This window comes from Methylobacterium dankookense (assembly GCF_902141855.1).
GTDB lineage: Bacteria > Pseudomonadota > Alphaproteobacteria > Rhizobiales > Beijerinckiaceae > Methylobacterium > Methylobacterium dankookense.
In genome coordinates this window covers 1-25705 of the sequence record NZ_CABFVH010000018.1, presented here as the reverse complement: position 1 = coordinate 25705, position 25705 = coordinate 1, and the positions used below count along the sequence as shown (strand labels likewise).

Sequence of the window (25705 nt, the reverse complement as noted above, 5' to 3'; positions counted from 1 at the left end):
TGACGGGGTCCAATCGTGCCCGGCTTCAGGGCATCGTCTCGACGCGCTCTCCTTCGCCGGGCCGGCATCCCATCCGGCTCGAGGGTGCGCCAGCCCCCCAAGAAAGCGCCGGCATCCGAGCCCGTCATGAAGATCATCGCCGAGAACCACGCCGCCGACCTGCCGCGCGACGCCTATGCCGCCCCCGCGCCCCTGATGCTCGACGCGATCGCCTGCGACCTGCGCGCACTCTACGGCGAGACGGCGAGCGACCTTCCTGACCGGCTCCTGGCACTGGCGCGCCGGCTCGACCGCGCCCCACGGCACGGGTCCGCCCAGGCCGCCTGAGACCAGACGGCGCTGAGCTCGGCTCATCGCCATCTGCCCGCGCGACGGCGCGGCGGTCGTCCGCCGGACGCGTTGATCCCGACCACGGGTCGGGATCAACGCACTTTGGCATGACCGCACCGCTGCCCATCGGGCAACACGCGCGCGAATTCTCGATCCCGCGCGCCGATCGCAGGCCCTGATCTGCCCAGGCGCATCGCCAGGGCGGCGAGATCTGCTATGAAGCCGCCTCCGGCGTAGCCGGCACCGCCCCGCGTGATCGAGTCCTCCATGCGCCTGAAAGCCCGCCGCGTTCTCCTTGCCGCCGGCCTTCTCGCCGCCTCGGGCCTCCTCGCGCCCGCACTGGCGGCGGCGCCTCCCGGACAGCCCAAGGACGGCCCGGGCGGACCCGGGGACAAGCAGGCCACGGTCACCAAGCGGGCCGTCGGGCGCGCCAGCGCGGCGACCTTCGTCTTCTACGCCGCGGGCCCGGCGCCGTCATCGGGACGGCCGGTGGCGATCTTCCTGCACGGCTGGGGCGCCGTGAACCCGCAGAGCTACGGCGCCTGGATCGACCACCTCGTGCGCAACGGCTACCTCGTGCTGTTCCCGCGCTTCCAGGAGGTGAACCGCACCCGGCCGGCCGATGCGAGCGCGCTCGCCGGGCGCCTGGTCAAGACCGCCCTCGACGAGCTGGCCGCGGACGCCGACGCCAAGCCCGACACGAGCCGGGTCGCAGTGATCGGCCATCTCGCCGGTGTGCCGATCGCGATGAACCTCGCCGCCGAGGCAGCGGGCCTCGGCCTGCCCGCGCCGAAGCTCGTCTTCGGCACCATGCCGGGCGGTATCGCGAGCGGCCCGAAGGCGCGCGGCATCACGCTGGCCGACCTCTCCGCGGTGCCGGCCTCCACCATGATCATCACCGTGATCGGCGATCGCGACGCCCGCGCCGCCGACGCCGCCGCGCGCCGCCTGCTGCGCGAGGCCGACAAGGTGCCCGTGGAGCGCAAGCTCTTCGTGCGCGCCCTCTCGGACGACCACGGCTTCCCGGCACTCACCGCGACGCTCGCCGCCCCGGCCGGGGTGGATTCCGCCTATGACGGCGCCGCGATCAAGCTGCCGCCCGAGCCGAAGGATTCGAAGCCCGCACCGTTCAAGTGGTCGGCCGACATGGCGCTCTCGGGCGAGCAGCAGACCCTGGTCTCGCAGATCAACAACGCGCGCACCGATACGCTCGACTACCTCGCCTTCTGGAAGGCCTTCGACCTCGCTGCGGCGGCGGCCTTCTCGGGTAGCGACGCGGCCTCGCTGAAGATGAACCCGCGCTTCGCCGACATGGAGCGCTGGAGCGACGGCTGGCCGGTGAAGCGGCTCGCTGTCGAGACCCCGCGCCCGCCGGCCGCCCACACGGCCCCCGCCGCCGCGCAGGGCGCCGCACCGGCCGCCCGCCGGTAGGGCCATCGCGCGGCCTGTGACGGCGGCGCAACAAGCTTGGCTTTTCGCGGGCGCCCAGGCGATTTGCTGGCGCACCACTTGCTACGCTCGGCCCCTGGAACAAGGGGGTGCGAAGCCATGCCTGATTTCGTCGCCGCGCTGCTCTCGGCGGTCGCCTTCTGCGTCGCGCTGGTTGCGCTGAACGCGCTCACCCGCAGCCTCGTGCACTGGCACCTCGCCCCGCACGCCCTGTCCGAGAACGGCATCCTGCAGTTCGGCGGCGCCCTGGCACTGGCCCGCGTCGCCTACCGGCGCGTTCCCACCCGGCGGATGCCGAGCTGAAACCGCGGAATCCAAAGGGATCATCCCTTCGGCGGGGTGCCGGGGCAGTGCCCCGGCGTCTTCCAGGGCTTCGCCCTGGACCCACGAAAGGGATGATCCCTTTCGAAACCCGGACCTTCAGGGATAGAGGCGCGAGCGGCTCCAGCCCGTGCCCGCGCGGGTGAAGCGCACCCGGTCGTGCAGGCGATACTCGCCGTTCTGCCAGAACTCGATGGCGACCGGATCGATACGGAAGCCCGTCCAGTTCTCGGGCCGCGGGATCGGGCCGTTCTCGTAGCGGGCGGCGAGTTCCGCCACCTCGGCCATCAGCGTCGCCCGGTCGGCGAGGGGCCGGGATTGCCGGCTCGCGCGGGCGCCCAGCCGGCTCTGCGGGTGGCGGCTCGCGAAATAGGCATCCGCCTCCTCCGCCGCGACCCGCGACACGGGGCCGCGGGCGCGCACCTGCCGGCCCAGGCTCTTCCAGTACAGAACCAGGGCAGCCTGAGGGTTCTGCGCCAGTTCCTCGCCCTTGGCGGATTCGACGTTGGTGTAGAACACGAAGCCGCGCGCGTCGAAGCCCTTGAGGAGGACGATGCGCACGTCCGGCAGCCCGTCCGAGCCGGTGGTGGCGAGCGCCATCGCGTTCGGATCGACGGGCTCGGACCCTTCCGCCTCGCGCATCCAGTCCGAGAACAGGGCGAAGGGATCCTCGGCCAGGGTGAAGTCCGGAACCGTCGGATCACCGTTCCTTAACGCTCCCACGGGCTATGTCCTCTCGTGGCATCCGGGTCGGGGGCACCGATGTGGAGCCCGCACGTTAGGCCCCGCATGGTCATGATCGCACGGTGTCAGGTGTAATGCGTCGCCGCGGCTGTAAATACCCCGCCAGCCCTCCCGTCCCCGGCCTACGCCCCCATCGTGTCGCTCTCTGCCTGGGGCTGCTCGCCCTGCTGGGCGGATGCAGCCAGCCGCTCCTCGTCTTCCGCGGCGAGGCACCGGCCGAGGTGGTCGCAGAGGCCGCCCCGCCGGAGGAGCCCATCGTCACGGGCAGCATCTCCAAGCGGCCGGCGCGCTTCGGGTCCGATCTCGGCGAGGAGGATTGGCGCCGCGCCAACGCCGCGCTCGGCGTCGCGCTGGATCCGCAGGGCAACGGGCGCCCGGTGAAATGGGACAATCCGGAGACGGGCCTGCGCGGCTCGATCAACCCGACGAGCCTGCCCTACGTCTCCAACGACCTGATCTGCCGCGACTTCCTCGCCTCGGTGATCGGTCCCGAGACCAGCCGCTTCGTGCGCGGCACCGGCTGCAAGCCCTCGGGCGGCGCCTGGGAGTTGCGGAAGCTGCGCGCCTCGAAGAGCGCCTGACGGGCGCGCGCCGCGCTGTCGCCAGGGGGTGCTTGACGGAGCGGCGGAACGAGTCGACTTTCGGCACCTGAACCGTTGCAGGGATGCAACATGGACACCACATGCCGGTCGAGACCGCCGATCGGCGACGGTGTACGACAGGCAAGTTCCGAACCTAAGCGATGCGCAATCCCTACGACGTGCTGGGCGTCTCCAAGACGGCGAGCGAGGCCGAGATCAAGAAGGCCTATCGCCGGCTGGCCAAGGAATTCCACCCGGACCGCAACAAGAACGACGTGAAGGCGAAGGACCGCTTCGCCGAGGCGAACTCCGCCTACGAGATCGTCGGCGACGCCGAGAAGCGCAAGCAGTTCGACCGCGGCGAGATCGACGCGGACGGCAAGCCGCGCGCGACCGGCTTCGAGGGCTTCACCGGCGGCTTCGGCGGCCGCGGCGGCGGCTTCGAGGGGTTCCCGGGCGGCCGCGGCGGCGGTGGCGGCATGGGCGAGGACATCTTCTCGCACATCTTCGGCGAGGCGTTCCGCGCGGGCGGGGCCGGGCCCGGCGGCGGCTTCCAGCGCCAGGCGGCGCGCGGCGAGGACGTGGCGGCCGAGCTCAGCGTCACCCTGGAGCAGGTGGGCGCCGAGGAGAAGCTGCGCCTCGCGCTCCCCACGGGCCGCGAGGTCGACGTGATGGTGCCCAAGGGCGTGGCGGACGGCCAGACCATCCGCTTGCGCGGCCTCGGCCATCCGGGCGGCCCCCGCTCCGAGCCCGGCGACGCGCTGCTCACCATTCGCATCCTGCCGCATCCCCGCTTCAAGCCGGAGGGCGCGGACCTGCGCGTGACGGTCGACGTGCCGCTGGAGGAGGCGATCCTCGGCGGCACCATCCGGGTGCCGACCCTGACCGGCGCCGTCGAGATGAAGATGCCGGCGATGACGAGTTCCGGCCGCACCTTCCGCCTGCGCGGCAAGGGCCTGCCGAAGAAGGACGGCACGCGCGGCGACCTCTTCGCCATCACCGCAATCGTGCTGCCGGACGCGGACGAGGCGGCCCTCACCGAATACGCCCGCACCCGCCGCGCCGCCCGCGCGGCCTGAGGGCTCCCGCAGGGCACGGTCAGCGAAGAACTGATCCATATCTCAAATTGAGATATGGACGCCCATGCGCGTGATCTCGAACAAGGCCCTGACGGATTTCGCACAGCTCCATTCCCAAGCCGGTCCGCCCATGCAGGCGTGGCGCAAGACGATCGAGACGAATGCGTTCCTGAACTCCGCCGACCTGAAGAAGGCTTTCAACGCGACGGATCGCGCGAAGGGGTTCTGCATCTTCGACATCGGCGGCAACAAATTCCGGATCGTAGCTGCCATCCACTTCAATGCGCAGAAACTGTTCGTGCGGCATGTCTTCACGCACGAGGAATCCGACGCATGGAACAGGTGACGTTCAGCCGCTCGGAAGTCGACGACCTCGCCGGCCATTACCGCGCGCTCGCGCATCGGATCCCGCTGCACACCATCGAGACCGACGAGGGGTACGACGCGGCCGTGGTCTGCCTGAACGGCCTGCTCGATGCGGGCGCCGGCGACGAGCATCATCCCCTGCCCCCCTGCTCGATCTCCTCGGCGCGTTCATCGCCGCCTATGACGACGAGCACCATCGCCGTCCCGATGCGCCGCCGGCCGAGATGGTCCGGCTGCTGATGGACCAGCACGGGCTGCGGCAGGGCGACCTTCCGGAGATCGGCAGCCAGGGCGTCGTCTCCGAGGTCCTGAACGGCAAGCGCGCCCTGAACACCACCCAGATCCGGCGCCTGTCGGAACGGTTCCAGGTCAGCCCGGCCGCCTTCTTCTGAGGTGACATCGGGACTCCGCCGGCATACAGGCCCGCCTCCCTGTGTCCGCCCCGCCCTTCCGTCCCCCGCTTGCCTCCGCTAAGGAAGCCGGCGGCGCGCGGCGTTCCCGGATCCGGGTCCGGGCCGCCGGGCTGCGTCGGCGGCATTGTCAGGTGAGTCATGGCGGAAAACGGCGCGGGTGAGGATCGCGGAGCACGCGCCGGGACCGGCCTGCTCGCTGGCAAGCGCGGCCTGGTGCTCGGCGTCGCCAACAACCGCTCGATCGCCTGGGGCATCGCCAAGAGCGCCCACGCGCACGGCGCCGAGCTCGCCTTCACCTACCAGGGCGAGGCCCTGAAGAAGCGGGTCGAGCCGCTCGCCCGGGAGCTCGACGCCCGGGTGATCGGCCATTGCGACGTCACCGATCCCGCCTCGATCGACGCCGTCTTCGCCGAGGCCGCGAAGGCCTTCCCCGAGGGCATCGACTTCGTCGTCCACTGCATCGCCTTCTCGGACAAGGACGAGCTGACCGGGCGCTACATCGAGACCAGCGAGGGCAACTTCACCAAGTCGCTGCTGATCTCGTGCTACTCCTTCACGGCGATCGCCCAGCGCGCCGAGAAGATCATGCGCCCCGGCGGCTCGCTGCTGACGCTGACCTATTACGGCGCCGAGAAGTGGATGCCGCACTACAACGTGATGGGCGTCGCCAAGGCCGCGCTGGAGGCCTCGGTGCGCTACCTCGCCGCAGATCTCGGGCCGAAGGACATCCGCGTCAACGCGATCTCGGCCGGGCCGATCAAGACGCTGGCCGCTTCCGGCATCGGCGACTTCCGCTACATCCTCAAGTGGAACGAGTACAACGCCCCCCTGCGCCGGACGGTGACGATCGGCGAGGTCGGCGAGACCGCCGCCTACCTCATCTCCGACATGAGCCGCGGCATGACCGGCGAGATCCTGCACGTGGATGCGGGCTACCACGTCGTCGGCATGAAGAACCCCGAGGCGCCCGACCTCTCGCTCGACAAGGATTGAGGCTCGGAGCCTGTTCGACGCGCTGGTCCGCCGGTGAGCCGACGCGACCGGCTTGGTCCCAAACAACCACCTCATCCTGAGGTCGCGGATGGGACCTGCCGGCTGAACAGGCGCTCAGTCCGGCACCTTGAGGTCCGCGATGCCCTTCGCGGCCTCCGGGTAGCGCGGGTCCATCGCCTCCAGCGTGTCGGCCACGGTGCGGGCGACGACGAGGTTGCGGAACCACTTGCGGTTTGCCGGCACCACATGCCACGGCGCGTAAGGGGTCGAGCACTGGGTGAGGGCATCGCCGAAGGCGGCCTGATAGGCGTCCCAGGACTTGCGCTCGACGAGGTCGGCGGGATCGAACTTCCAGTGCTTCTCGGGATCCTCGATGCGGGCCTCAAGCCGCGCCTTCTGCTCCGCCTTGGAGATGTGCAGGAAGAACTTCAGGATCGTGGTGCCCGAGGCGGTGAGCAGCCGCTCGAAATCGTTGATGAGGTTGTAGCGGGCCCGCCAGACCTCCTCCGGCACGAGGCCCTTCACCCGCACCACGAGCACGTCCTCGTAATGGCTGCGGTTGAACACGCCGATCATGCCGCGGCCCGGCGTCCTCGCATGGTAGCGCCAGAGGAAGTCGTGATCGAGTTCCTCCGTGCTCGGCACCTTGAACGAGGTCACCGCGCAGCCCTGCGGGTTCACGCCCTGGAGCACGGCGCGCACGGTGCCGTCCTTGCCGCCCGTATCGATGGCCTGGAGCACGATGAGCAGGCTGCGGCGGCGCTCGGCGTAGAGCCGCTCCTGCAACGCCTGGATGCGCGCGCGCTCCACGTCGAGCGCATCCTTCGCCTCGGCCTTGTCGAAGCCGCCATCCGCGTCGGGATCGACCTCGGCGAGGCGGAAGGGCATGCCGGGTGTCACCGTGACGATGCCCGGAGCCACCCGCACCGGCGGCTTGGCGGCCGGCTCCGGCACCCGCTCCTCGATCGCCGGGGCCGCGCCCGCCCAGAGGGCGGAGGAGGGCGGACGCCCGGCGGCGAGGCCGTGGCTCGCGGCGGCACCCGACGCCGCGGCCGGCCCTGTCACCTGCTTTGCGCCCGGCGACTGGCCGCGATGCTGCTTCCCGTGCTTCTTCGGCATCGATGGTCCGTGGTCCGGGGTCGGATGGTGCCGACCGGCGGGATGAGGGGGAATGGCGTGAGCTTGGCAACGACCGGCGGGACCCGTGGTTCCCGGCCGCACGGGTCGGCCTGACCATGCGGACGATCTACTTCGTCCGCCACGGGCAGACCACCTGGAACGCCGAGGGTCGGCTCCAGGGGCAGCGCGATGTCGACCTCAACGCGGTGGGCCTCGAACAGGCGGCGCAGGTCGGCGACCGCCTGCGCGCCGTCGCGGGCGATGGGCTGGCCGAGGCTGTCTACCTGGCGAGCCCGCTCACCCGGGCGCGGCGCACCATGGAGATCCTGCGTGGGCGCCTCGGCCTCGAGCCGGAGGGCTACCGGACCGATCCGCGCCTGATGGAGATCCATTTCGGCGCCTGGGAGGGCTCGACCTGGTCCGAGATCCGGCGCCGCGATCCGGCCGGCGCCCATGCGCGCGACCGCGACCGCTGGGGCTACCGCCCGCCCGGGCTGAAGGCCGAGAGCTACGCCATGCTGACCGAGCGCGTGGGGCCCGTCATCGCCGGGCTCGACCGCGACGCCGTCGTCGTGGCCCATGGCGGCGTCGCCCGCGCCATGCTGGTCGCCCTCGGCCTGCTCGACATCCAGGCCGCCCCACGGATCGGCGTCCGCCAGGGCGTCGTTCTGGTGGTGGAGCACGACGGCTGGCGCTGGGCGTGAACGCCGCGGCGACCGGCCGTTCAAGCCGGATTCACCAGACCTGCGCGATCTTTGCCGGTGGCGCGGGCGGCCGAACCCGCCTATCCCCGGACGCCCGCCGGCTCCCTGCCCTGATAACGGCGCGATCGGGGACGAAGAGTCCGGGCAGACAGGGGAGGCCGGGCATACGGGGATCGGCGCTCCCCGGCGTAGCGGCAGCGGAGTAGCGGATGAGCAGTCTCGCCGAGATGTCCCGGCCCGAGACGGACCGGCACGGGGCGAGGCCCCGCGCGGTCCTGCGCGGCGAGACGCGGCCCGACCTGATCCGCGACGAGGTCCTGGCCGAGATCTTCCGCGAGACGGCGCGGGCCAGGGCCGACCATCCGGCCCTGATCGACGGCGCGACCGTGGCGGCCGGCGGCCTCCACCCGCATCTCAGCTACGCGCAGGTGCTCGCCCGTGCGGAAGCGATCGCCGCGGGCCTCGCCCATCGCGGGATCGGGCCGGGCGACGTGGTCGGCCTCTGGATGGCGCGCGGGATCGACCTCCTCGTCGCGCAGATCGGCATCACGCTCTCGGGCGCGGCCTGGCTGCCCTTCGACGCCGAGGCGCCCGCCGACCGCGTCGGGATCTGCCTCGGCGACGCCGCGGCCAAGGCCCTCCTCGTCTCGCCGGCGCTCGCCGCGCAGGCCCCGGACGCCGCCCCGGCGCTGACGCCGGAGGCGCTCGCCGCCGCGACCCCCGCGGACGCGACGCTGCCGGACCCGCGCGCCGCCGGCCTCACCCCGGAGCACCCGGCCTACCTGATCTACACCTCGGGCTCGACCGGCGTGCCCAAGGGCATCGTCATCAGCCACGCCAACATCTGCCACTTCCTGCGCTCGGCGAACGCCCTCTACGGCATGCGCGCCGACGACGTGGTCTTCCAGGGGGCTTCCGTCGCCTTCGATCTCTCGATGGAGGAGATCTGGGTCCCCTATCTCGTCGGCGCGACCCTGTTCGTGGCCTCGCCCGCCATGATGGGCGATCTCGAGTCGCTGCCCGGCATCCTGGAGGCGCAGCGCATCACGGTGCTCGACACCGTGCCGACCCTGCTCGCGATGATCTCGGGGGACCTGCCCCATCTGCGCCTGGTCCTGCTCGGCGGCGAGGCGCTGCCCGAGCCCCTGGTCGCCCGCTGGGCCACGGGGCGGCGCCAGCTCTTCAACACCTACGGGCCGACCGAGGCCACGGTGGTGGCGACCGCCGCCGAGATGCGCCGGGGCGAGCCCGTCACCATCGGCGGCCCGATCGCCAACTACACCGCCTACGTTGCCGACGAAGCTCTGAACCTGCTGGGGACGGCCGAGCAGGGCGAGTTGCTGATCGGCGGCCCCGGAATCGCCAAGGGCTACCTCAAGCGCCCGGAGCTGACGGCGGAGAAGTTCATCGCCAACCCCTTCGCGGAGGGCGGCATCGACCCGGTGCTCTACCGCTCGGGCGACGCGGTCTCGCTGGACGAGGCCGGCAACATCCTGTTCCACGGCCGCATCGACGATCAGGTCAAGATCCGCGGCTTCCGGGTGGAGCTCGGCGAGATCGAGTCCCGCATCCGCGCGCAGGACGGCATCAACCAAGCGGCCGTGGTGCTGCGCGCCGATGACGGCGTCGACCGTCTGGTGGCCTTCCTCGTGCCCGAGCGCGGCCACACCGTCGACCGGGCCGCGCTCCGGCGCAGCCTCTCCGAGCAGATGCCGCCCTACATGGTGCCCGGCCATTACGAGCTGACCGAGACGCTGTCGCGGCTCACCTCCGGCAAGGTCGACCGCAAGGCGCTCAAGATCGCGCCCCTCACCATCGTCGCGGCCGACGGCGAGCAGGAGCCGCCGGCCAACGAGACCGAGGCGGTGCTGCTGGCCGCCGCCAAACAGGTCTTCGGCAACCAGCCCATCGACCTCTCCGGCGACTTCTTCGCCGATCTCGGCGGCCACTCGCTCATCGCCGCCCGCTTCGTCTCGGCGGTGCGCGAGGCGCCGGCGCTCGCCGGCATCACCCTGCAGGACGTCTACGCGGAGCGCACCCTGCGGGCCATGTCGGACGCGCTGATCGCCCGCACCGGGGGCGTCGGCGCCGAGACCGCGATCCGCGACCTCTCCTTCGAGCCGCCGCCGCTCCTGCGCCGCGCCCTCTGCGGCCTCGCCCAGGCCGTGGCGCTGCCCTTCGTCATCGCGCTCGCCACCTCGCAATGGCTCGGCATCTTCGTCACCTACCTGCTGCTCACCGGCGGCGGGCTCGGCTTCTTCGGCGAGATGGCGGTGCTGCTCGCCGTCTATGTCGGCATCAACGCCACCACCGCCTGCATCGCGGTCGGGGCCAAGTGGCTGATCCTCGGCCGCACCAAGCCGGGCCGCTACCCGCTCTGGGGCGCCTATTATTACCGCTGGTGGCTGGCCCAGCGCCTCGCCCCCCTGGTCCACGTCAAATGGCTGCAGGGCTCGCCGGCCATCGCGATCTATCTCCGCCTGATGGGTGCGAAGGTCGGCCGCGACGCCCTGATCTCCGATATCGAGGTCGGCGCGCCCGACCTCCTCAGCATCGGGGAGGGCGCCTCCCTCGGCGGCCGGCTCGTCATCGCCAACGCCGAGATCGTCGGCAACGAGTTGGTGATCGGCTCGGTCCGGATCGGCGCGGATGCCGCGATCGGCACCTCCTGCGTCGTCAGCCACGACACGGTGATCGGGGACCATGCCGAGATCGCCGACCTCACCACCATCCCCGCCGGCACACGGGTCGGTCCCTGCGAGCGCTGGGACGGCTCGCCCGGCCGCAAGGTCGGAACGGCCGACCCCGCGGCGCTGCCGCCCCCGGCCGAGGCGCCGGCCGGACGCCGGGCCCTGTTCCTCGCCCTCTACGTGGCTTTGCTGGCCGCGATCCCCGCGATCGGCCTGCTGCCGATCTTCCCGGCCTTCTTCATCTTCGACCAGATCTCGGACCAGCTCGGCTTCATCACCGACATCGACTACCACTGGTACCTGCCGCTGCTGACCTGGCCCACCGCCATGCTGATGACGGCCGGCACGGTGCTGCTGATCGCAGGGATCCGCTGGCTCGTCCTGCCCCGCCGGCGCTCCGGCGCCTACTCGGTCCATTCCTGGTTCTACCTGCGCAAGTGGTCGCTGGCGCTCGCCGTCGAGGTGACGCTGGAGACGCTCTCCTCGCTCTTCGCCACGGTCTACATGCGCGCGTGGTACCGCCTGATGGGCGCGCGGATGGGGCAGGGGGCCGAGATCTCCACCAACCTCTCCGGGCGCTACGACCTCGCCGAGATCGGGGCGAAGAACTTCATCGCCGACGAGGTTGTCTACGGCGAGGAGGAGATCCGTCGCGGCACCATGCATCTGGCCGAGGCGCGCACCGGGGCGCGCGTCTTCGTCGGCAACGACGCGGTGATCCCGCCGGGCGCGGTGATCCCCGACGACGTGCTGATCGGCATCAAGTCGAAGCCGCCCGCCAACGAGCAGATGGCGCCGGGCGAGACGTGGTTCGGCTCGCCGCCGATCCGGCTGCCCGTGCGCCAGAAGGTCGATCTCGGCTCCCTCAGCCAGACCTTCGAGCCGGGCCTGTGGCCGAAGCTCAGGCGCGGCATCTTCGAGGCCTTCGCGACCTCGTTCTCACCGATGCTGTACATCACCTTGGCGATCACCGCGATCGACTGGTATTTCTATCCCGAGATCCTGGAAGGCGATTGGTGGGGGCTGGCCGGCACCTTCGTGGCGGCGAGCGTCGTCATCGCACTGATCCAGTGCTCGGCGGTCATCGCGATGAAATGGCTCCTGATGGGCGTCTACCAGCCCGGCATGCGGCCGATGTGGTCGTGGTGGGCGATGCGCACCGAAGCGATCGCGGTGGCCTATTGGGGCTTGGCCGGCAAGGTGCTGCTGGAGCACCTGCAGGGCACGCCCTTCCTGCCCTGGGTGCTGCGCCTGTTCGGCGTGAGCGTGGGGCAGGGGGTCTGCATGCTGACCACCGACATCACCGAGTTCGACTGCGTCGAGATCGGCGACTTCTCGGTGATCAACCGGACCTCGGCCCTGCAGACCCACCTCTACGAGGATCGCATCATGAAGATCGGCCGGGTGAAGCTCGGCCGCGGCGTCTCGGTGGGCGCCTTCGCCACGGTCCTCTACGACACCAAGGTCGGCGACTACGCGCGGCTGCGCCCCCTCACCATCGTGATGAAGGGCGAGTCGATCCCCGCGAACTCGGAATGGGAGGGCGCGCCCGCCGTGCCGGTGGTGCACGCGCCGGAAGCCGCGAAGGCGGCCGCCTGATCTCAGGGGCGATATCGGCCGGCCGGATAGGAACGGCGGACCGCGACGCGCTCCCTCTCCCGTTCGGGAGAGGGGACCCGGGCCTCATCTGAGACTGTCGGGTCAGGCCACCTCTTCCCGGGCGCCCAGGCGCTTGTCGAGATAGGTGTCGACCGTCTGGGTCAGCTCGTCGACCTTGCCGTCGAAGAAGTGGTTGGCGCCCTCGACCATCTGGTGCTCGATGATGACGCCCTTCTGCGTCTTCACCTTCTCGATCACCGGCATGACCTCGCGCGCCGGCGCCACGCGGTCCTCCGAGCCGTGCACGAACAGGCCGGAGGAGGGGCAGGGGGCCAGGAAGGTGAAGTCGTAGCGGTTGGCCATCGCGGCGATCGAGATGAAGCCTTCGATCTCGGGGCGGCGCATCAGGAGCTGCATCCCGATCCACGAGCCGAAGGACACGCCCGCGATCCAGCAGGATTTCGCCTCGGGATTGACCGACTGCACCCAGTCGAGGGCGGCGGCCGCATCCGAGAGCTCGCCCGAGCCATGGTCGAACGAGCCCTGGCTGCGCCCGACCCCGCGGAAATTGAAGCGCAGGGCTGCGAATCCGCGATTGGCGAAGGTGTAGAAAAGGTTGTACACAATTTGATTGTTCATCGTGCCCCCGAACTGGGGGTGCGGGTGCAGCACGATCGCGATCGGGGCGCCGCGCTTCTTCGGCGCCTGGTAGCGGCCTTCCAGCCGGCCGGCGGGACCGTTGAAGATGACCTCGGGCATGGTGCGTCTTGACTCCTGTGGCCGGCCCGGACGCGGCCTCGCCGCACGGATCGACCGCCTTGACTCGGCTCGCGCGCGATCTACAAGCGCTCTTAGAATAGTTCTAGGTGATTAGAACTATTCTAATCTGTGACGTTGCAGGCCGACCTTCAAGAGGGTCGACCGGCCAGGGTCACACGCCCGTCGCCGATCGTGCGGACCGGGATCCGCGGGTTTCCGCGGGGCCTTAGCACGATCGCCGGGTGCGAAAGCAAGGAAATGTCGACGCCACGGACGATGGACGCCGCAGCGGAGCGCGCAAGAACCAAGGCATGAGCCAGGACATAAGGCAGGATACCGGAGACCGCGGCGAGCCCCGCGCCTATCTCGACCACAACGCCACCTCGCCGGTCAGGCCGGAGGTCGCGGCGGCGGTCGCGGGCGCGCTCGCCCTGCCGGGCAACCCGTCCTCGGTCCATGCCGAGGGCCGGGCGGCCCGGGCGGCCCTCGACCATGCGCGGGCGCAGCTCGCCCGCCTCGTCGGCGCGACCCCGAGCCAGGTGGTGTTCACGAGCGGCGGCACCGAGGCGGCCAACGCCGTCCTGTCGGGGGCGCTCCGCCGCCGCGGCCTGCCGGCGCCGACGCGCCTCCTCATCGGCGCCACCGAGCACCCTTGCGTCTCGGCCGGCCACCGCTTCCCCGACGATGCGGTCACGATCCTGCCGGTGACGGAAGCCGGCCTCCTCGACCTCGACGCGCTCGCGGGCCAGCTCGACGCACTGCGCGACGAGACGGTGCTGATCTCCGTGCACGCCGCCAACAACGAGACCGGCATCGTCCAGCCGCTCGCCGAGGTCGTGGCGCTCGCCCGCGCCCATGGCTGCGCCCTGGTGCACAGCGACGCCGTGCAGGCTTTGGCCAAGATTCCCTTGGATTTCTCCGCCCTCGGCCTCGACGCGCTGACCCTCTCCGGACACAAGTTCGCCGCGCCGAAGGGCGTCGGGGCGCTGGTGCTCGCCGAGGGCGTGAGCCTGGAATCGGCCTTCCTGCGCGGCGGCGGCCAGGAATCGCGCCTGCGCTGCGGCACCGAGGCGCTGCCCGCCCTCGTCGGCATGGGCGCGGCGGCGGAGATCGCCGCCCGCGCGCTGCCGGAGGAGGCCGCCCGGCTCGCAGCCCTGCGGGACGCGCTGGAGGCGGGCGTGCGGGGAATCGCGCCGGAGGCGGTGGTGTTCGGCGCGGGCGTGGCCCGGCTGCCCAACACCCTGAGCTTCACCGTGCCGGGGCTCGACGCGCCGACCGCGCTGATCACCCTCGACCTTGCGGGGATCGCGGTGTCGTCCGGCTCGGCCTGCGCCTCGGGCAAGGTGGCGCGCTCCCCCGTGCTGGCGGCGATGGGTGTGAGCCCTGCGCTGGCTGCGGGGGCGCTACGCGTGAGCCTCGGCTGGAATACGCGCGCGGAGGACGTGCCCCGCTTCCTCCGCGCCTTCGAACGGGTGATCCACACCCTATATAGACGGCGAGGGGAGGCGGCCTGAGCCGCGAGAATCCCAAGCCATCCGTGAGACAGCCCCGGCCCTTGACGCCGGAGATGCTTAGGAGACGCTGATGCCTGCTGTGCAGGAAACCATCGACCGGGTCCGATCGATCGACCTGGATCAGTACAAGTACGGGTTCGAGACCACGATCGAGATGGAGAAGTCCGAGAAGGGCATCTCCGAGGACGTGGTCCGCTTCATCTCGGCCAAGAAGAACGAGCCCGACTGGCTGCTCCAGTGGCGCCTCGACGCCTACAAGCGCTGGCTCACGATGAAGGAGCCGGAATGGGCGCGCGTCTCCTACGACAAGGTCGATTACAGCGACATCTACTACTACGCCGCGCCGAAGCGTAAGGGTCCGGAATCGCTCGACGAGATCGACCCCGAGATCCTGAAGACCTACGAGAAGCTCGGCATCCCGCTGCGCGAGGTCGAGGTGCTGGAAGGCATCGCGCCGGAGCGCCGCGTCGCGGTCGACGCCGTGTTCGACTCGGTCTCGGTGGCGACCACCTTCAAGAAGGAGCTCGAGAAGGCCGGCGTGATCTTCATGCCGATCTCGGAAGCCGTGCGCGAGCATCCCGAGCTGGTGCAGAAGTACCTCGGCTCGGTCGTGCCGGTGACCGACAACTTCTTCGCGACGCTGAACTCGGCCGTGTTCTCGGACGGCTCGTTCGTCTACATCCCGCCGGGCGTGCGCTGCCCGATGGAGCTGTCGACCTATTTCCGCATCAACGAGCGCGATACCGGCCAGTTCGAGCGCACCCTCATCATCGCCGACAAGGGCTCCTACGTCTCGTATCTCGAGGGCTGCACCGCCCCGAAGCGCGACGACAACCAGCTCCACGCCGCGGTGGTCGAGCTCGTCGCCCTGGACGATGCCGAGATCAAGTACTCGACCGTCCAGAACTGGTACCCGGGCGACAACGACGGCAAGGGCGGGATCTACAACTTCGTGACCAAGCGCGGCGATTGCCGCGGCGCCCGCTCGAAGATCTCCTGGACGCAGGTCGAGACCGGCTCGGCCATCACCTGGAAGTACCCGTCCTGCATTCTGCGCGGCGACGATTCCCGCGGCGAGTTCTACTCGATCGCGGTGTCGAACGGCATGCAGCAGGTCGATTCCGGCACCAAGATGATCCATCTCGGCAAGAACACGACCAGCCGGATCATCTCGAAGGGTATCTCGGCCGGCCGCTCGCAGAACACCTATCGCGGCCTCGTCTCGGCCCACAAGAAGGCCAAGAATGCTCGCAACTTCACCAACTGCGACTCGCTCCTGATCGGCGACCAGTGCGGCGCGCACACCGTGCCCTACATCGAGTCGAAGAACGCCTCGGCCGTGTTCGAGCACGAGGCGACGACCTCGAAGATCTCAGAGGACCAGAAGTTCTACTGCCTGCAGCGCGGCCTCTCCGAGGAGGAGGCGACCGCGCTCATCGTCAACGGCTTCGTCCGCGACGTGCTGCAGCAGCTGCCCATGGAGTTTGCCGTCGAGGCCCAGAAGCTGATCTCGATCAGCCTGGAAGGCTCGGTGGGCTGACGGCCTGAGCGACCGCTATGAAGACGGCATGCTGAGGGCTGCGCACCGCCACAGCTTTCGGCATGCCGACGAGGTCAGGAGCAGCATGCTCTGCGGTTGCTTCTACTGCCTCGAGATTTTCGCACCGGACGAGATCGTGGACTGGGTCGCCCAAGAGGGCACCGCCCTGTGTCCCCGGTGCGGCATCGATGCGGTGATCGGCGATCTGTCCGGCTATCCTGCCGGAAACGTCGCGTTCCTGCAGGCGATGCATCGGAAATGGTTTTGAAGGACTTGGACTAGAATGCTTGAGATCAAGAACCTCGTCGTGCAGATCGAGGACAACCGCATCCTCAACGGCCTCAACCTCACCGTCAACGACGGCGAGGTCGCCGCGATCATGGGCCCGAACGGCTCGGGCAAGTCGACGCTCTCCTACGTCATCGCCGGCAAGGAGGATTACGAGGTCCTCGACGGCGAGATCCTGCTCGACGGCCACAACCTGCTGGAGATGGCGCCCGACGAGCGCGCCGCGGCCGGCGTGTTCCTCGCCTTCCAGTACCCGCTGGAGATCCCGGGCGTCGGCACCATGACCTTCCTCAAGGCCTGCCTGAACGCCCAGCGCAAGGCACGCGGCGAGGACGAGCTCTCGACCCCCGACTTCATCCGCGCGGTGAACGCGGCGGCCGACAAGCTCGAGATCAACAAGGAGATGCTCAAGCGCGCCCTCAACGTCGGCTTCTCCGGCGGCGAGAAGAAGCGCATGGAGATCCTCCAGATGGCGCTCCTCCAGCCGAAGTTCTGCGTCCTCGACGAGACCGATTCCGGCCTCGACATCGACGCGCTGCGCATCGTCTCCGAGGGCGTGAACGCCCTGCGCGCGCAGGGCCGCTCCTTCCTCGTCATCACCCACTACCAGCGGCTCCTCAACCACATCGTGCCCGACACCGTGCACGTCATGTCGAAGGGCCAGATCGTGAAGAGCGGCAGCAAGGAGCTGGCGCTGGAACTCGAGGCCTCCGGCTACGCCGAGTACAGCGCGAGCGAGGCTGCGTAAGCCATGGCCGACATCACCAATCTCCGCTCCCCCGCCGAGGCCGGCCTCTCGAAGCTGTTCGAGGCGGCCCGCCGGAGCTTCGCCAGCGAGGAGGCGATCGCCCGCGAGGAGGCCTTCCGCTTCTTCGAGGCGACCGGCCTGCCGAGCCGCCGGGTCGAGGCCTTCAAGTACACGGACCTGCGCGCCGCCATCACCGAGGCGGCCCCGCCCGCCGAGGCGCCGACGGATGAGGCGGCCAGGGCCGCTGCCGCCGGGGCTAAGGGCTTTTCCGAGGTCGAGGCCGCCCGCCTCACCTTCGTGAACGGCCACTTCGTCGCCGCCCTGTCGGATCTCGACCGGGTGCCCGCGGGCGTCACCGTCACGCCGCTCAATGAGGCGATGGGGAAGGGCGACGCGCGCCTGAAGCTGCTCGCCCCCGTCGAGCAGGTCCGCGAGAACCCGATCTACCAGCTCAACACCGCCTTCCTGGCCGATGGCGCGCTGATCTCGGTGGCGGCGGGCGCCAAGCCGGAGCAGTCCCTGCACCTGCGCTTCATCGGCACGGGTGAGGCTGCCTTCTCGACGGCGACCCGCGTGCTGGTCGATCTCGGTGCCGGCTCGGAGCTGTCCGTGCTGGAGAGCCACGAGGGGCCGTCCGGGCTGACCTACCAGCCCAACGACGCCCTCGACGTGCGCATCGGCGCGGAGGCCGCCTTCCGCCATGCCCGGCTCAACCGGGAAGGGGATGCGGCCATCGCCCTCTCGACGCTGTCCGTGCGGCTCGACGCCCGGGCGCAGCTCGAGACCGTCAACCTCGTCACCGGGGCCAAGCTCTCGCGCCACCAGATCTACCTGCATGTCGCGGGCGAGGACGCCAACGCCGTGGTGAACGGCGCGGCGCTGCTGGGCCACGGCCAGCTCGTGGATTCGACCCTGCTCGCCGACCATGCGGCGACGGGCGGCGTCGGCCGCGAGATGTTCAAGACGGTGATCGACGGCGATTCCACCGGCGTGTTCCAGGGCAAGATCATCGTCCGGCAGGTCGCGCAGCAGACCGACGGCAAGATGAAGTCCGACTGCCTGCTCCTGACCGACGACGGCCAGATGATGAACAAGCCGGAGCTGGAGATCTTCGCCGACGACGTCGCCTGCGGCCACGGCGCCACCTGCGGCGCGCCGGACGAGGACCTGCTCTTCTACCTGATGGCCCGCGGCCTTCCCCGCGCCACCGCCGAGAGCCTGCTCGTCCAGGCCTTCATCGGCGAGGCGGTGGAGACGGTCACGCACGAGGGCGCCCGCGCGGCGCTGATCGGCGAGATCGAGGCCTGGCTGGCGTCGCGGGGCTGACACGCCGTAACCCTCCCCCCCTCTGCGGGGGAGGGTGCCTGCGGAGCAGGCGGGAGAGGGGCAGCGCGACGGATCCGGGTATGGCACCGGTCGCGACCTTTCCTGCACCGTCGCTCCCCTCGTCCGACCCTCGCTGAAGCGAGGGCCACCCTCCCCCGCAGAGGGGGAGGAATTCTTGCGAGACTGATCGATGAACGCACCCGTCCTTACCCCCGGCTACGACGTCGAGACGATCCGCAAGGACTTCCCGATCCTCTCGGAGACGGTCTACGGCAAGCCGCTCGTCTATCTCGACAACGCGGCCTCGGCGCAGAAGCCGAAACAGGTCATCGACGCGATGGTCTCCTGCATGGAGACGGGCTACGCCAACGTCCATCGCGGCCTGCACTACATGGCCAATGCCGCGACCGAAAGCTTCGAGGGCGCGCGCGAGACCACGCGCCAGTTCCTCAACGCCGCCTCGACGGACGAGATCATCTTCACCCGCAACGCCACCGAGGCCTACAACCTCGTGGCCTCGTCCATGGGCTGGGCCGGGCTGATCGGGGAGGGGGACGAGATCATCCTCTCGATCATGGAGCACCACTCCAACATCGTGCCCTGGCACTTTTTGCGCGAGCGGCGCGGCGCGGTCATCAAGTGGGCGCCGGTGGACGACCAGGGCAACTTCCTCGTCGAAGAGTACGAGAAACTGTTCTCGCCGCGCACCAAGATGGTGGCGATCACCCACATGTCGAACGTGCTCGGCACGGTGACGCCGGCCGAGGAGATCGTGCGCATCGCCCATGCCCACGGCGTGCCGGTGCTCCTCGACGGGGCGCAGAGCGCGGTGCACCGGCCGGTGGACGTGCGGGCGCTCGACTGCGACTTCTTCGTCTTCACCGGCCACAAGGTCTACGGCCCGACCGGGATCGGCGTCCTCTACGGCAAGAAGGAATGGCTCGACCGGCTGCCCCCCTACCAGGGCGGCGGCGAGATGATCCGCACGGTGACCGAGGACACGATCACCTACAACGATCCGCCGCACCGCTTCGAGGCGGGCACGCCGGCCATCGTCGAGGCGGTCGGCCTCGGCGCGGCGCTGGAATACATGATGAGCCTCGGGCGCGAGGCGATCGCCGCGCATGAGGCGAAGCTCACGGCCTACGCGCAGGAGCGCCTCGGCGCCATGAACGCGGTCCGGCTCATCGGCACCGCCGCGGGCAAGGGCGGCGTCATCGCCTTCGCCATGAAGGGCGCCCACGCCCACGACATCGCCACGGTGATCGACCGCCAGGGCGTCGCGGTACGGGCCGGCACGCACTGCGCCATGCCGCTCCTCAACCGCTTCGGCGTGACCTCTACCTGTCGCGCCTCGTTCGGCCTGTATAATACGACCGCCGAGATCGACGCGCTGGCCGAGGCGCTGACCAAGGCCGAGATGCTGTTCGCCTGACGTTTCGATTCGGCCCCGTCGCGAGGCGCGAGGGGCCGGAGGAGGTTTCGATGAGTACCGATGCGACCATCACCGGCGGCACCAACGCCCCCACCCTGGCGGGCGCCTCGGCGATCCCGCCGGCCGAGCTCGACCGGCTCACCGACGAGATCGTGGCGGCCCTGAAGACCGTCTACGACCCGGAGATCCCGGCCGACATCTACGAGCTCGGCCTGATCTACAAGGTCGACATCGCCGACGACCGCTCGGTGGCGATCGACATGACGCTGACCGCCCCGGGCTGCCCCGTCGCCGGCGAGATGCCGGGATGGGTCGAGAACGCCGTCACCGCCGTGCCGGGTGTCCAATCCTGCACCGTCACCATGGTGTTCGATCCGCCGTGGGACCAGAGCCGGATGTCGGACGAGGCCCGCGTCGCGCTGGACATGTGGTAGGGGCCGGTCAGGCCGGCGCGCGACCGGGCTCGAACGCCACGTCGTCGTAGATATCGGCGAGGGCGAGCCGCGCCCCGATCTCCGGAAGGTCGATGATATCGCTCATCGCCTCGTAGGTCTCGGGCTCCCAGGTCTCGCCCACGCGCCGATAAAGCAGGGCGCTCGGGAAGCGGGTCTCGACGAGGAGGATGCAGCGCAGGGTCGGGTGGCGCCGGTACTCGTCGAGCTTGCGGAAGCGGTCGACGCTGCTGGTCGAGGGCGAGAGCACCTCCACCACCAGGCGGGGCGAGCGGCTCTCGTAGGTGTCGCGCACGAGCTCTCCGCATTCCACGGTGATGTCCGGGCGCCGGAGCGTCGCGATGCTCGTGCGCAGGGCGATGTCGTCGGTGGTCGGGTGACAGCCGCTGCCGCGAAGCTGGCTTCCCAGGCTGACGATGATGTTGACGGTCGCCCGGTCGTGCTGAGCGCTGGCACCTGTCATCATCTTGACGTGGGGCACCGGCACGCCGTCCACGAGCTCGTACAGCCCGTCCTGTCCGAGTTGCCATTCGAAGAACTCTTCCGGCGTCATGCGCCGGATCGCGGGGTCGGCCACGGCAATCTCCTCAGGAGGCCACTTCAGCCTATCACGGAAGGGGTGTGCCGTGCCCGCCGCGCAGTGGATTCCGCCGCGCGCGATGCTTATCTTGTCGTGGGCTGAACGCATGGGCTGAACACTCACCCGCCCGGGCCTTGAACCCGGAGGCAGGAGAGGAAGAAGATGTCTGGTTTCAAGGTGATGTCGCTGACGGACGCGGCGGCCGATCGGATCAAGTCGATCATGGCGGATGCCGACCGGCCAATCGCGGGGCTCCGCGTCGGCGTCAAGAACGGCGGCTGCGCCGGCATGTCCTACACGATGGAATATGCCGAGGCGCGCAAGGCCGGCGAGGACGCGGTCGAGGACAAGGGCGTGACCGTCTTCATCGACCCGAAGGCGGTGCTGTTCCTGCTCGGCACGGAGATGGATTTCCAGACGAGCAAGCTGTCGTCGCAGTTCGTGTTCAACAACCCGAACCAGACCTCGGCCTGCGGCTGCGGCGAATCCGTCGCCATCACGCCGGTCAGCCCGGAGCGCCTGCACGCACCCGCCTGATGTGATCGGGGTCGTTCCTTTCCGCCTTGCGGGGAGGGACGGCGCGCTCGCAACCGCGGTGCCCGCCGTCGTGGGTCAGGCGACGTTCTGCAGGATCTCGGCCGCGACGGAATCGTCGATGGTGCGGTTGCGGCCGGCGCGCTTGGCGGCGAACATGCACAGATCCGCCCGCTCCAGCATCGAGACAGGCGTATCTTCGGGCCGGAACACGGCCACGCCCACCGAGATGGTGACCTTGCCGAGCGACTCGCCCGTCGAGCGCTTGATCAGCTCCCGGCCCATCACGCTGAGGCGCACGCGCTCGGCGATCTCCTTCGCCGCGGCCCTGTCGACGCCCGGCAGGACGATGCTGAATTCCTCGCCGCCGAACCGCGCCAGGGTCGCGTCCTTGGAGACATGCTCGCGCATCACGATCGCCACGAGGCGCAGGACCTGGTCGCCGGTCAGGTGGCCGTAGAGGTCGTTGAAGCGCTTGAAGAAATCGATGTCGAGGACGATCAGGCTGGAGGGCAGGGCGCGCTGGGCCGAGGCGTCGATCGCCTTGGCCAGCATCTCCTCGAAATGCTTCCGGTTCGACAGGCCGGTGAGCGTGTCGGTCAGGCTCTCGAGCCGGGTCTCCTCCAGCTTCTCGCGCAGGGTCTCGATCTCGGCGCGGCTCTCGCGCATGCGCGCCTCGAGCACCTGATTGCTGGCGGCGACCTCGCGGGTCGTTGAGACGAGGCTGCTGACGATCTCGCGCAAGCGCGCGCGGTTGAGGGTGGTGAGGGCGAGATCCTGGCTGAGCATGCGCAGCGACTCGCCGTACTGGGCGGCCGAGCCCACCGAGAGATCCAGCATCTCCATCACGGTCTCGATCTCGGCGAGCATCGTGGCGCTGGTCTCGCCCGCCACGGAGGCGAGGCGCCGGCCGCCGAGATACTGGTCGTGCAGCTCGTCGGTGTCGTGCTCGGTGAGGCCGCGGTTCTGGGTGATGAGCCGCTTGATCGCGTCGTTGAGCAGGGGCTCGTCGCCCGCGACATAGGTATACCAGACGGCATAGGCCCGCGGCGTGGCCGAGGGCCCATAATCGCGCATCAGCTCCTGGGCCCGCTGGGCCAAGGCGAAACTGCGATCACGATCCGCGTGGTGCCCCTGGCTCATCCTGGTCCCGTCGCCCGCTCGTACCGGCCGCGCATGCGCGGTCCGGCATCGGATCAACTTAGCGCGCAAGACATGGATGGAGGGTTAAGGCGCTGAACAATCGATCCCGGGACGTGAACCCGTGCTGCGACTGTAACGCCACCTCGAATTGCGCGCGAAATCGAAACCCGACAGCGTCACGCGCGCTCGGACCGTCAGATTATGCTATCGTGATGCGGTATCCGAATGGCGCCAGAACCGGCAAGTTGCAGAATTCGCAAGGTCTGGACGCACCCTCGCATCGCCGCCGGCCAGATCCCGATCACATGGCCGGGCGGACGCCTCGCGCCCATCCGGCACCCATCTCAGCGAAAGAGCGCGCGCCGGACCGGCGGTCCTCAGCGCTCCTTCTTCACCGGCGCCGGGCGGAGCAGGAAGGCCGGGACGTGGGAGCCCAGGCCGATCGGCGTATCACCCTCGGGCTCGCGGCGCTCCTTCGCCCGCATCTCGCGCGGCGGAGACGCCTCGGCCACGCGGGCGGCCGGCTCATGGACGCGGGGCTCATGCGTTCGCGACTCCTGGGCGCGCGGCGCGGATTCGCCGCGCTCGCGCTGGCCCCCGCTGCGGCGGGGACGGCTCTCGCCGCGCGCTTCCCCGGCGCCCTTGCCGCGGGTGCGGCGCTCGGTCCCGCCGGAGCGGCCGCCGCGATGGCGGCTCCTCGGCTCGGCCTCATCCGATTCTTCGGGCAGCGAGGCGAGGTCGCCGTCCATCCAGGCGATCTGCTGGCCGATCAACGCCTCGATCGCCTGCAACGAGCGGCCGTCGCTGCGGCTGACCAGGGTGAAGGCGTGGCCCGCCCGGCCGGCGCGGCCGGTGCGGCCGATGCGGTGGACATAGTCCTCCGGATGGTGCGGCACGTCGAAGTTGAAGACATGGCTCACGGCCGGGATGTCGAGGCCGCGTGCGGCGACGTCCGAGGCCACGAGCAGGGGCATCTCGCCGCTGCGGAAGGCGTCGAGCGCGGCCATGCGGGCGCGCTGGTCCATGTCGCCGTGGAGGGCGGCGGCCGCGAAGCCGTGGCTCACCAGGGACTTCTGGAGCTGGGCCACGTCGCGCTTGCGGTTGCAGAAGATGATGCCGTTCTTCAGCTCCTCGGCGCCGCGGATCAGCCGGCGCAGGCGCTCGCGCTTGGTATGGCCTTCCGAGCCCGTGGCGACGAGGCGCTGGACGATGGTCTCGGCGGTGGAGGCGGGGCGGGCCACCTCGACGCGCTCGGGATTGTGCAGGAACATGTCCGCGAGGCGCTCGATCTCGGGCGGCATCGTTGCCGAGAAGAACAGCGTCTGGCGCGTGAAGGGCACCATCTTCACGATGCGCTCGATGTCGGGGATGAAGCCCATGTCGAGCATGCGGTCGGCCTCGTCGATGACGAGGAGCTCGACGCCGGTCAGCAGCAGCTTGCCGCGCTCGAAATGGTCGAGGAGGCGCCCGGGCGTCGCGATCAGCACGTCGGTGCCGCGGGTCAGCTTGGCGTCCTGGTCGGCGAAGGAGACGCCGCCGATGATCAGCGCGACGTTGAGCTTGTGGTTGGTGCCGTAGCGCTCGAAATTCTCCTCCACCTGGGCGGCGAGCTCGCGGGTCGGCTCCAGGATGAGGGTGCGCGGCATCCGTGCGCGGGCGCGTCCGGACTCCAGCAGCGTGAGCATCGGCAGGGTGAAGGCCGCCGTCTTGCCGGTCCCGGTCTGGGCGATGCCGAGAACGTCGCGCCGCGCCAGGACGTGGGGAATGGCCTGGGCCTGGATCGGCGTCGGCTCGGTATAGCCTGCGGCCGAAACGGCCTGCAGGACCTTGTCGCTCAGTCCGAGGTCGGTGAAAGGCATCAGCTCAGAAGACCGTTGCGCGCGGCGTGACGACCGGCCGGCGCGTAGAGGACAGTCGCGGCAACGGCTACGGGGCCGGGAAGATCGGAATTCGTATCGGCTATTGCCGTCTCGTCGGGAACCTGGCCTGGCACCCGGCATGCACGCGTGACCGGACACTTAGGGCCTTGCTACGGCTTGTCAATCTCGCGGACGCGAGACAGCCCGGCTTTTCCCGCAGGGATCGGGCTTCGCGAAGCGCGTGGAACACCCTGGTCCGGCGCTTCGTCGAGAGCGTTGAGCGGGCCCGGTCAGTGCCGCAGGAGGGCGCAGGGATCGAGCCGGGTCTGCCGTGCGGCGCCGATCGAGCCGGTCATCTCGGGATCCGTCACGGCCTGTGCCTGACGCGCGCGCCCCGTTACCGGGACAGGCTCGCCGAGGGCACCCGGGCGCGCCAGATAATGTGCGGCGCCGACGGCCGCGATCGCGGCCACGGCGGTCACCCGGAGCGCCCAGGTCACGGCGCCCGAGCGCAGGAGAGAGCCCGGAGCCTCGCTCGATTCCGCCTCGTCCACCTGGCCTGCCCCGCTCGTCCGTGCGTCCGACCGGATCAGCTTCGGCCATCTTGGTTAAGCGTCGGTTACGACCGCGAAGCCTTCAGACGGGCGATACTGCAATAAAACGCCGAGCCGCAGAGACCAGCCGCAAAGTCCTGCACAAATGTGGCAGAACGCCGCCCAGTTTTTGCCCCATTCTCGCGCTGGTCCCCCGCTCGCTTCCAGCGAGCCGATGCTTGAAAGACGCCCATGTGCGCCAGAGCACATCGGCGTCGTCTCCTCCGGCAGTCGCGCGTAACTTTCACCTTTCGTTGACGGGTCGGATTTTATCTAGCCACGCTTGTTGCAGGAAAGCGACAGACCCACCCGGCTCAAGGACCTACAAGCACGCCGGCTTTGCCACACAGGACCCAGGACACAATGAAAAAGCTTCTCCTTGCATCGACCGTTCTCGCCGGCATGACCGCCGCCGCCGCCGCTGCCGACCTTCCGCGCCGCGCCGCTCCGCCGCCGGTCTTCACCCCGGTGCCGGTCTTCACCTGGACGGGCTTCTACGCCGGTTTCAACGCCGGCTACGGCTTCGGCACCGGCAACGACCGTGGC

The 25705-nt window shown here is 69.8% G+C and carries 26 protein-coding genes and 1 pseudogene; 20 read left to right on the top strand and 7 right to left on the bottom strand.

From position 1 onward, the window contains the following. Window positions 1-126: 126 nt before the first annotated feature. From MTDSW087_RS14865 to MTDSW087_RS14855, 3 genes are all read left to right on the top strand, one after another. Window positions 127-327 (top strand): hypothetical protein, encoded by a 201-nt coding sequence (locus tag MTDSW087_RS14865; protein ID WP_144765180.1) that lies wholly within the window; start codon window positions 127-129, stop codon window positions 325-327. Window positions 328-597: 270 nt separating this feature from the next. Further along, window positions 598-1761, top strand: a complete 1164-nt coding sequence (locus tag MTDSW087_RS14860; RefSeq protein WP_144765178.1) for a dienelactone hydrolase family protein — start codon at window positions 598-600, stop codon at window positions 1759-1761. Between the two features lie 117 nt (window positions 1762-1878). After that, window positions 1879-2082, top strand: coding sequence for a hypothetical protein (locus MTDSW087_RS14855; protein WP_144765176.1), 204 nt, complete (start codon window positions 1879-1881; stop codon window positions 2080-2082). Between the two features lie 117 nt (window positions 2083-2199). On the opposite strand, the gene pdxH is transcribed toward MTDSW087_RS14855, so the two are convergent. Further along, a complete protein-coding gene (gene pdxH, locus MTDSW087_RS14850) occupies window positions 2200-2823 on the bottom strand; it encodes a pyridoxamine 5'-phosphate oxidase (protein WP_373321883.1) in 624 nt (207 codons plus the stop codon). A 95-nt stretch (window positions 2824-2918) separates the two neighbouring features. On the opposite strand from pdxH, the gene MTDSW087_RS14845 reads away from it, so the two are divergent. The 6 genes from MTDSW087_RS14845 (at window position 2919) to fabI (ending at window position 6276) form a co-directional block, all read left to right on the top strand. After that, window positions 2919-3425, top strand: a complete 507-nt coding sequence (locus MTDSW087_RS14845; protein WP_144765174.1) for an RT0821/Lpp0805 family surface protein — start codon at window positions 2919-2921, stop codon at window positions 3423-3425. Window positions 3426-3586: 161 nt separating this feature from the next. Further along, the gene (locus MTDSW087_RS14840) at window positions 3587-4504 is read left to right on the top strand and encodes a DnaJ C-terminal domain-containing protein (protein ID WP_144765172.1); all 918 of its coding nucleotides are present in this window, start codon (window positions 3587-3589) and stop codon (window positions 4502-4504) included. Window positions 4505-4568: 64 nt separating this feature from the next. Next, window positions 4569-4850, top strand: a complete 282-nt coding sequence (locus MTDSW087_RS14835; protein ID WP_144765170.1) for a type II toxin-antitoxin system HigB family toxin — start codon at window positions 4569-4571, stop codon at window positions 4848-4850. Then, a complete protein-coding gene (locus MTDSW087_RS30595; RefSeq protein WP_210248292.1) occupies window positions 4838-5110 on the top strand; it encodes a hypothetical protein in 273 nt (90 codons plus the stop codon). The genes MTDSW087_RS14835 and MTDSW087_RS30595 overlap by 13 nt, the downstream gene beginning before the upstream one ends. Continuing rightward, window positions 5095-5262 (top strand): helix-turn-helix domain-containing protein, encoded by a 168-nt coding sequence (locus MTDSW087_RS30590; RefSeq protein WP_210248291.1) that lies wholly within the window; start codon window positions 5095-5097, stop codon window positions 5260-5262. Before MTDSW087_RS30595 ends, MTDSW087_RS30590 begins: the two co-directional genes overlap by 16 nt. Window positions 5263-5421: 159 nt before the next feature. Beyond that, window positions 5422-6276, top strand: a complete 855-nt coding sequence (gene fabI, locus MTDSW087_RS14825) for an enoyl-ACP reductase FabI (RefSeq protein ID WP_144765168.1) — start codon at window positions 5422-5424, stop codon at window positions 6274-6276. 114 nt (window positions 6277-6390) lie between these two features. Here the strand turns inward: fabI and MTDSW087_RS14820 are convergent, their stop codons facing one another. Continuing rightward, window positions 6391-7395, bottom strand: coding sequence for a polyphosphate kinase 2 family protein (locus MTDSW087_RS14820; RefSeq protein ID WP_144765166.1), 1005 nt, complete (start codon window positions 7393-7395; stop codon window positions 6391-6393). Between the two features lie 116 nt (window positions 7396-7511). Between MTDSW087_RS14820 and MTDSW087_RS14815 the strand changes: the two genes are divergently transcribed. Next, window positions 7512-8099, top strand: coding sequence for a histidine phosphatase family protein (locus MTDSW087_RS14815; RefSeq protein ID WP_144765164.1), 588 nt, complete (start codon window positions 7512-7514; stop codon window positions 8097-8099). Window positions 8100-8308: 209 nt separating this feature from the next. Beyond that, entirely contained in the window at window positions 8309-12388 is a 4080-nt protein-coding gene (locus tag MTDSW087_RS14810) for a Pls/PosA family non-ribosomal peptide synthetase (protein WP_144765162.1), read from the top strand. 102 nt (window positions 12389-12490) lie between these two features. Here the strand turns inward: MTDSW087_RS14810 and MTDSW087_RS14805 are convergent, their stop codons facing one another. Beyond that, window positions 12491-13147, bottom strand: a complete 657-nt coding sequence (locus MTDSW087_RS14805) for an alpha/beta hydrolase (RefSeq protein WP_144765160.1) — start codon at window positions 13145-13147, stop codon at window positions 12491-12493. A gap of 311 nt (window positions 13148-13458) precedes the next feature. Here MTDSW087_RS14805 and MTDSW087_RS14800 point away from each other — a divergent pair, with 311 nt between their 5' ends. The 7 genes from MTDSW087_RS14800 to MTDSW087_RS14765 all read left to right on the top strand — a co-directional run bounded on the left by MTDSW087_RS14800 (window position 13459) and on the right by MTDSW087_RS14765 (window position 20432). Further along, window positions 13459-14661 (top strand): cysteine desulfurase family protein, encoded by a 1203-nt coding sequence (locus MTDSW087_RS14800; RefSeq protein WP_144765158.1) that lies wholly within the window; start codon window positions 13459-13461, stop codon window positions 14659-14661. A gap of 70 nt (window positions 14662-14731) precedes the next feature. Then, window positions 14732-16201, top strand: a complete 1470-nt coding sequence (gene sufB / locus MTDSW087_RS14795; RefSeq protein WP_144765156.1) for a Fe-S cluster assembly protein SufB — start codon at window positions 14732-14734, stop codon at window positions 16199-16201. A gap of 28 nt (window positions 16202-16229) precedes the next feature. After that, a complete protein-coding gene (locus tag MTDSW087_RS14790; RefSeq protein WP_144765154.1) occupies window positions 16230-16469 on the top strand; it encodes a cytoplasmic protein in 240 nt (79 codons plus the stop codon). A 15-nt stretch (window positions 16470-16484) separates the two neighbouring features. Continuing rightward, the gene (gene sufC / locus MTDSW087_RS14785) at window positions 16485-17237 is read left to right on the top strand and encodes a Fe-S cluster assembly ATPase SufC (protein ID WP_144765152.1); all 753 of its coding nucleotides are present in this window, start codon (window positions 16485-16487) and stop codon (window positions 17235-17237) included. 3 nt (window positions 17238-17240) lie between these two features. Beyond that, a complete protein-coding gene (locus MTDSW087_RS14780; RefSeq protein ID WP_144765150.1) occupies window positions 17241-18563 on the top strand; it encodes a SufB/SufD family protein in 1323 nt (440 codons plus the stop codon). A gap of 190 nt (window positions 18564-18753) precedes the next feature. Beyond that, window positions 18754-19998: a cysteine desulfurase gene (locus MTDSW087_RS14770; RefSeq protein WP_144765148.1), complete on the top strand. Its 1245-nt coding sequence runs from the start codon at window positions 18754-18756 to the stop codon at window positions 19996-19998. 50 nt (window positions 19999-20048) lie between these two features. Next, window positions 20049-20432: an SUF system Fe-S cluster assembly protein gene (locus MTDSW087_RS14765; RefSeq protein ID WP_142585616.1), complete on the top strand. Its 384-nt coding sequence runs from the start codon at window positions 20049-20051 to the stop codon at window positions 20430-20432. Window positions 20433-20439: 7 nt separating this feature from the next. Here MTDSW087_RS14765 and MTDSW087_RS14760 read toward each other — a convergent pair whose 3' ends face one another. Beyond that, entirely contained in the window at window positions 20440-21027 is a 588-nt protein-coding gene (locus MTDSW087_RS14760) for a Uma2 family endonuclease (protein ID WP_238178623.1), read from the bottom strand. Window positions 21028-21192: 165 nt separating this feature from the next. Between MTDSW087_RS14760 and MTDSW087_RS14755 the strand changes: the two genes are divergently transcribed. Further along, the gene (locus MTDSW087_RS14755; protein ID WP_144765146.1) at window positions 21193-21567 is read left to right on the top strand and encodes a HesB/IscA family protein; all 375 of its coding nucleotides are present in this window, start codon (window positions 21193-21195) and stop codon (window positions 21565-21567) included. Window positions 21568-21642: 75 nt separating this feature from the next. Here MTDSW087_RS14755 and MTDSW087_RS14750 read toward each other — a convergent pair whose 3' ends face one another. The 3 genes from MTDSW087_RS14750 to MTDSW087_RS14740 form a co-directional block, all read right to left on the bottom strand. After that, window positions 21643-22707 (bottom strand): GGDEF domain-containing protein, encoded by a 1065-nt coding sequence (locus tag MTDSW087_RS14750; RefSeq protein WP_144765144.1) that lies wholly within the window; start codon window positions 22705-22707, stop codon window positions 21643-21645. Between the two features lie 377 nt (window positions 22708-23084). Continuing rightward, window positions 23085-24566 carry a DEAD/DEAH box helicase gene (locus tag MTDSW087_RS14745; RefSeq protein WP_144765142.1) on the bottom strand — a complete coding sequence of 494 codons (1482 nt, stop codon included), beginning with the start codon at window positions 24564-24566 and terminating at the stop codon, window positions 23085-23087. A gap of 290 nt (window positions 24567-24856) precedes the next feature. After that, complete coding sequence (locus MTDSW087_RS14740; protein WP_144765140.1) at window positions 24857-25120, bottom strand: hypothetical protein; 264 nt, start codon at window positions 25118-25120, stop codon at window positions 24857-24859. A 402-nt stretch (window positions 25121-25522) separates the two neighbouring features. On the opposite strand from MTDSW087_RS14740, the pseudogene MTDSW087_RS14735 reads away from it, so the two are divergent. Further along, window positions 25523-25705: pseudogene (locus MTDSW087_RS14735) on the top strand (porin family protein); the annotation flags it as partial.

Bases quoted from the DNA above. Each gene is read 5' to 3' on its own strand.
- MTDSW087_RS14865 (WP_144765180.1), top strand. From the start codon at position 127: ATGAAGATCATCGCCGAGAACCACGCCGCCGACCTGCCGCGCGACGCC.
- MTDSW087_RS14860 (WP_144765178.1), top strand. From the start codon at position 598: ATGCGCCTGAAAGCCCGCCGCGTTCTCCTTGCCGCCGGCCTTCTCGCC.
- MTDSW087_RS14855 (WP_144765176.1), top strand. From the start codon at position 1,879: ATGCCTGATTTCGTCGCCGCGCTGCTCTCGGCGGTCGCCTTCTGCGTC.
- MTDSW087_RS14845 (WP_144765174.1), top strand. From the start codon at position 2,919: ATGCGTCGCCGCGGCTGTAAATACCCCGCCAGCCCTCCCGTCCCCGGC.
- MTDSW087_RS14840 (WP_144765172.1), top strand. From the start codon at position 3,587: ATGCGCAATCCCTACGACGTGCTGGGCGTCTCCAAGACGGCGAGCGAG.
- MTDSW087_RS14835 (WP_144765170.1), top strand. From the start codon at position 4,569: ATGCGCGTGATCTCGAACAAGGCCCTGACGGATTTCGCACAGCTCCAT.
- MTDSW087_RS30595 (WP_210248292.1), top strand. From the start codon at position 4,838: ATGGAACAGGTGACGTTCAGCCGCTCGGAAGTCGACGACCTCGCCGGC.
- MTDSW087_RS30590 (WP_210248291.1), top strand. From the start codon at position 5,095: ATGGTCCGGCTGCTGATGGACCAGCACGGGCTGCGGCAGGGCGACCTT.
- fabI (WP_144765168.1), top strand. From the start codon at position 5,422: ATGGCGGAAAACGGCGCGGGTGAGGATCGCGGAGCACGCGCCGGGACC.
- MTDSW087_RS14820 (WP_144765166.1), bottom strand. From the start codon at position 7,395: ATGCCGAAGAAGCACGGGAAGCAGCATCGCGGCCAGTCGCCGGGCGCA.
- MTDSW087_RS14815 (WP_144765164.1), top strand. From the start codon at position 7,512: ATGCGGACGATCTACTTCGTCCGCCACGGGCAGACCACCTGGAACGCC.
- MTDSW087_RS14810 (WP_144765162.1), top strand. From the start codon at position 8,309: ATGAGCAGTCTCGCCGAGATGTCCCGGCCCGAGACGGACCGGCACGGG.
- MTDSW087_RS14805 (WP_144765160.1), bottom strand. From the start codon at position 13,147: ATGCCCGAGGTCATCTTCAACGGTCCCGCCGGCCGGCTGGAAGGCCGC.
- MTDSW087_RS14800 (WP_144765158.1), top strand. From the start codon at position 13,459: ATGAGCCAGGACATAAGGCAGGATACCGGAGACCGCGGCGAGCCCCGC.
- sufB (WP_144765156.1), top strand. From the start codon at position 14,732: ATGCCTGCTGTGCAGGAAACCATCGACCGGGTCCGATCGATCGACCTG.
- MTDSW087_RS14790 (WP_144765154.1), top strand. From the start codon at position 16,230: ATGCTGAGGGCTGCGCACCGCCACAGCTTTCGGCATGCCGACGAGGTC.
- sufC (WP_144765152.1), top strand. From the start codon at position 16,485: ATGCTTGAGATCAAGAACCTCGTCGTGCAGATCGAGGACAACCGCATC.
- MTDSW087_RS14780 (WP_144765150.1), top strand. From the start codon at position 17,241: ATGGCCGACATCACCAATCTCCGCTCCCCCGCCGAGGCCGGCCTCTCG.
- MTDSW087_RS14770 (WP_144765148.1), top strand. From the start codon at position 18,754: ATGAACGCACCCGTCCTTACCCCCGGCTACGACGTCGAGACGATCCGC.
- MTDSW087_RS14765 (WP_142585616.1), top strand. From the start codon at position 20,049: ATGAGTACCGATGCGACCATCACCGGCGGCACCAACGCCCCCACCCTG.
- MTDSW087_RS14755 (WP_144765146.1), top strand. From the start codon at position 21,193: ATGTCTGGTTTCAAGGTGATGTCGCTGACGGACGCGGCGGCCGATCGG.
- MTDSW087_RS14750 (WP_144765144.1), bottom strand. From the start codon at position 22,707: ATGAGCCAGGGGCACCACGCGGATCGTGATCGCAGTTTCGCCTTGGCC.
- MTDSW087_RS14745 (WP_144765142.1), bottom strand. From the start codon at position 24,566: ATGCCTTTCACCGACCTCGGACTGAGCGACAAGGTCCTGCAGGCCGTT.